The sequence below is a fragment of the Micromonospora sp. D75 genome (assembly GCF_018070405.1).
Lineage (GTDB): Bacteria > Actinomycetota > Actinomycetes > Mycobacteriales > Micromonosporaceae > Micromonospora > Micromonospora chalcea.
Map to the genome: position 1 here is coordinate 1 of NZ_JAGPXV010000595.1, position 3,711 is coordinate 3,711.

Annotated in this window: 5 protein-coding genes; all 5 read right to left on the bottom strand. The window is 72.4% G+C overall.

Annotated features, from left to right (window positions below; translation table 11 throughout):
- Nucleotides 1-804: MBL fold metallo-hydrolase (locus tag KBX39_RS26110; protein ID WP_210872989.1), on the bottom strand; the 804-nt coding region annotated here is incomplete at its 3' end.
- Nucleotides 801-1,586: an ABC transporter ATP-binding protein gene (locus KBX39_RS26115; RefSeq protein WP_043324780.1), complete on the bottom strand. Its 786-nt coding sequence runs from the start codon at nt 1,584-1,586 to the stop codon at nt 801-803. The genes KBX39_RS26115 and KBX39_RS26110, both read right to left, overlap by 4 nt.
- On the bottom strand, nt 1,583-2,347 hold the full coding sequence (locus tag KBX39_RS26120) for an ABC transporter permease (RefSeq protein ID WP_210872991.1): 765 nt from the start codon (nt 2,345-2,347) through the stop codon (nt 1,583-1,585). The genes KBX39_RS26115 and KBX39_RS26120 overlap by 4 nt, the downstream gene beginning before the upstream one ends.
- Nucleotides 2,344-3,105: an ABC transporter permease subunit gene (locus KBX39_RS26125; protein WP_210872993.1), complete on the bottom strand. Its 762-nt coding sequence runs from the start codon at nt 3,103-3,105 to the stop codon at nt 2,344-2,346. The genes KBX39_RS26120 and KBX39_RS26125 overlap by 4 nt, the downstream gene beginning before the upstream one ends.
- A partial coding sequence (locus KBX39_RS26130) for an ABC transporter substrate-binding protein (RefSeq protein WP_210872995.1) occupies nt 3,102-3,711 on the bottom strand: 610 nt, incomplete at its 5' end. The genes KBX39_RS26125 and KBX39_RS26130, both read right to left, overlap by 4 nt.

Genomic DNA, 3,711 nt, shown 5'->3' on the forward strand with positions numbered 1-3,711 from the left:
CAGCAGCCGGCGGCGCTGGTCGGCGGAGTCACCCGGCACCACGCAGTAGCGGATGCTCCACTCCGGCCGTTCCAGCTGGACGCCGTGGTGCAGCATGTCGCCGGCGAACAGCGCCCGCTGCCCGGCCGACTCGACGACCAGGTAGACGTTGCCGGGCGTGTGACCGAACGCGGGCACCAGGTGCACCTGCGGGGACAGGACGTGGTCGGCCTCGATCAGGTCGAGCACCCCGGCGTCGCGCAGCGGCAGGATGCTGTCGGCGATGTAGTCGCCGGTACGCTGCATGGCCCGCGCGCCGTCCGGGCCGGTCCACCAGTCGAACTCCTCCCGGACCACCAGGTACCGGGCGTTCGGGAAGGTCGGCTCCCAGCCGCCGCGGCCGTCCGCGCTGGTGGCGAAACCGACGTGGTCGACGTGCAGGTGGGTGAAGACGACGGTGTCGATGTCGCCGAGCGACACCCCGGCGCGGGCGAACTGTTCCAGGAACGGCCGGTCCGCCCGGTCGAACACGCCGCCGTTGCGCGGTTTGCCGTTGCCCCCGCCGGCGTCGACCAGGATCAGCCGGTCCGGCGTACGCAGCAGGTGGGCCTCCTGGTTGAGCAGGATCCGGCCGTCGTGGGTGAACGGCTCCCGGGTGTAGAACGCGCCGTCGGTCCACGACTCGGTCGCCAGCTGCGGGAAGAACTCGGCCGGGTCCACGAAGTAGTCGACCTCGCGGATCGGGAAGACCTCGACCTCACCGACTCGGAAGGACCACAGCGGGCCCTCGCCGCCGCCGGTGTCGGTCCATCGGGCGTTGCTCATACCATCTCGCTCTCGGGGGTACGGCGGACCTGCGTCCACACTCGGGTGCGCAGCTCGCCGAAGCGGGCGGAGGAACGGGTGCCGATCTGTTCCCGGTCGGCGGGCAGGTCGACCGGGATGTCGGCCTGGACGCCGGAGACGCCGGCGCCGAGCACCACGACGCGCTGACTGAGGTAGACCGCCTCGTCGATGTCGTGGGTGACGAAGACGATGGTCATGCCGTAGCGCTTCCACAGCGTGGCCACCAGGTCCTCCAGGTCGGCGCGGGTCTGCGCGTCGACGGCGGAGAACGGCTCGTCCATCAGCAGCAGCCGGGGCCGGTAGGCGACCGCGCGGGCGATCGCGACGCGCTGCTGCATGCCGCCGGAGAGCTGCCAGGGGTACGCGTCGCCGGCCGCGCCGAGTCCGACCGCGTCGAGCGCGTCGGCGACGAGTTCCCGCCGCCGCGCCCGGCTCAGGTCCAGGTGCCGCAGCGGCAGCTCGACGTTCTGCCGGACCGTCTTCCAGGCGTACAGGCTGCGGCCGTACTCCTGGAAGACGACGCCGAGGCCGGGCGGCGGTTCGGTGACCGGACGGCCGCCGAACCGGACCTGCCCCACGGTGGCCGGCAGCAGCCCGGCGACGATCTTGAGCAGGGTGGTCTTGCCGCAGCCGGACGGGCCGACGAGCGCGACGAACTCGCCCTCGGACACGGTCAGGTCGATCGCGGTCAGCACCTCGACGGTGCGTTCCCGGGCCCGGTAGGTCTTGCCGATCCCGGCGATCTCGAGCAGGGAGGTCATGGTCGCTCCGTGAGTTGTCCGGTGTGGCCGCGATGCCAGCGCAACGCGCGCCGCTCGACGAGCTCGAAGAGTTTGGCGAGCCCGAACCCGAGCAGGCCGATCAGCAGCACCCCGCTCCACATCTGCGGGATGGCGAAGCTGCGCTGGAACTGCACCACTGTGAAGCCGAGCCCGTCGGTGCTCATCAGCATCTCGCTGACCACCATCAGGATGATCGACAGGCCGAGGGCCTGCCGGGCGCCGGCGAAGATCTGCGGGCTCGCGCCGCGCAGCGCCAGCAGGTGCCGGGTGCGGCGCGGCAGCCGGTACGCCGCGGCGGTCTCCAGCCCGACCTCGTCGGCGGCGCGGACGCCGTCGGCGGTGTTGAGCAGGATCGGCCAGACCGCGCCCACAGTGATGACGACCAGCTTGGTCGTGTCGCCGATGCCGACCGCCACCAGCAGCACCGGGATCAGCACCGGGGCGGGCAGCACCCGGAAGTACGCCAGCAGCGGGCCGGTCAGCGCGCGGGGCACCGCCCACCGCCCGATCACGAAGCCGAGGACGACGCCGGCGGCGAGCGCGATCGTGTAGCCGGCGGCGAGGCGCCACAGACTGGGCACCACGTCGCGGACGAACGTGTCGGAGAACCACACGTCCCGGAACGCCTCGACGATCGTGCGCAGCGGCGGCAGGAACACGTTGGTGCTGCCGTCGCTGGCCACCCACCAGGCGGCCACGAGCGCCGCGGGCAGGCCGAGCGCGTACCCGAGGGCCTTCATGCCAGGGCCTCCCGGCGGGTCGCCACGTGCCAGTGCAGCAGCCGCCGCTCGGCCAGCCGGGCGAGCTGGTCGAGGCCGATGCCGAGCCCGCCGGTGAGCAGCACCAGCGCGTACATGCCGGTGGACTCGCCGGACTCCTGGCTGCTCCAGATCATCTCGCCGAGTCCGGCGGCGCCCATGACCAGCCCGCCGGTCAGTGCGAGGGCCAGCGCGACCGAGACGATCAGGCGCAGCGCCGTGCCCAGGTACGGCAGCACCGTGGGCCAGGTGACGTGCACGATCCGGGCCAGCCGGCCGAGCCGGAAGGCGCGGGCGGTCTCGACCGCCACCCGGTCCACGTCACGCAGGCCGTAGAGCACCTGGAACACGACGATCCAGAAGCAGGACACGGCGACCAGCAGCACCGTGATCTGCCGGACGTCGAGCACGAGCACCAGCACCGGGATCAGCACGATCGACGGGACCGGCCGCAGGAAGTCGAGAGTGGAGGAGGTGGCCCGGCGCACCTGCGGCACCGAGCCGAGCGCGAACCCGGCCAGGATGCCGGCGGCCAGCGCGATGACCAGGCCGACCGCCACCGCCGCCAGCGTACGGCCGGTCGCCGCCCAGAACCGTTCCTCGGTGAGCAGGCGCAGCGCCTCCGGAACCACGGCGCTCAGCGGCGGCACGTAAGCCGGGTCGAAGAACAGGCGGGCGAGGATCTCGTAGGCCGTTGCAGCGCCCGCCAGGCCCAGGGCGCCGAGCCACCGCCTTCTCACTTGAGGATCAGTTCGTCGAGGTCGGGTGTGGTGGTGATGAGCCCGTCGCGCTGGGCGTAGCCGGCGAGCTTCTCGGCGGCCTGCCGGCTGACCTCGTCACGCAGGCCGGTCAGGGTGATCTTCGCGGCCACCTCCGGCTTGATCTCGGTGAACGTGGGGATCTTCGCGCGCACCTCGTCCTCGTGGTCGCGGGCGTACGCGTACGCCTCCCGCACCGCGTCCCGGAACGCGGTGACGGTCTTCGCGTTCTTCGAGGTGTAGGAGCCGGCCGCGTACCAGGCGGAGACCGTGAGGTCGGGCGCCAGGTCGGTGAAGCCCCAGCCGACCGGCACCGCGCCCTGCGCCTTGGCCGCCGACAGGAACGGCTCGACCACCCAGGCGCCGTCCACCCGGCCGGTGCTGACCGCGGCGGGCGCCTGCGGGAACGGGATCTCGACGAGCTTGACCTTCGTCGGGTCGCCGCCGTCGGCGCGGACCGCCTCGCGGGCCGCCGCGGCGGCGATGTTGGTGAGGACGTTGACCGAGACGGTCTTGCCTTCGAGCTGCTTGGCGCTGGTGATGCCGGAGTCGCCCTTGACCACCAGGGCGCCGTAGTCGGCGCCCTCC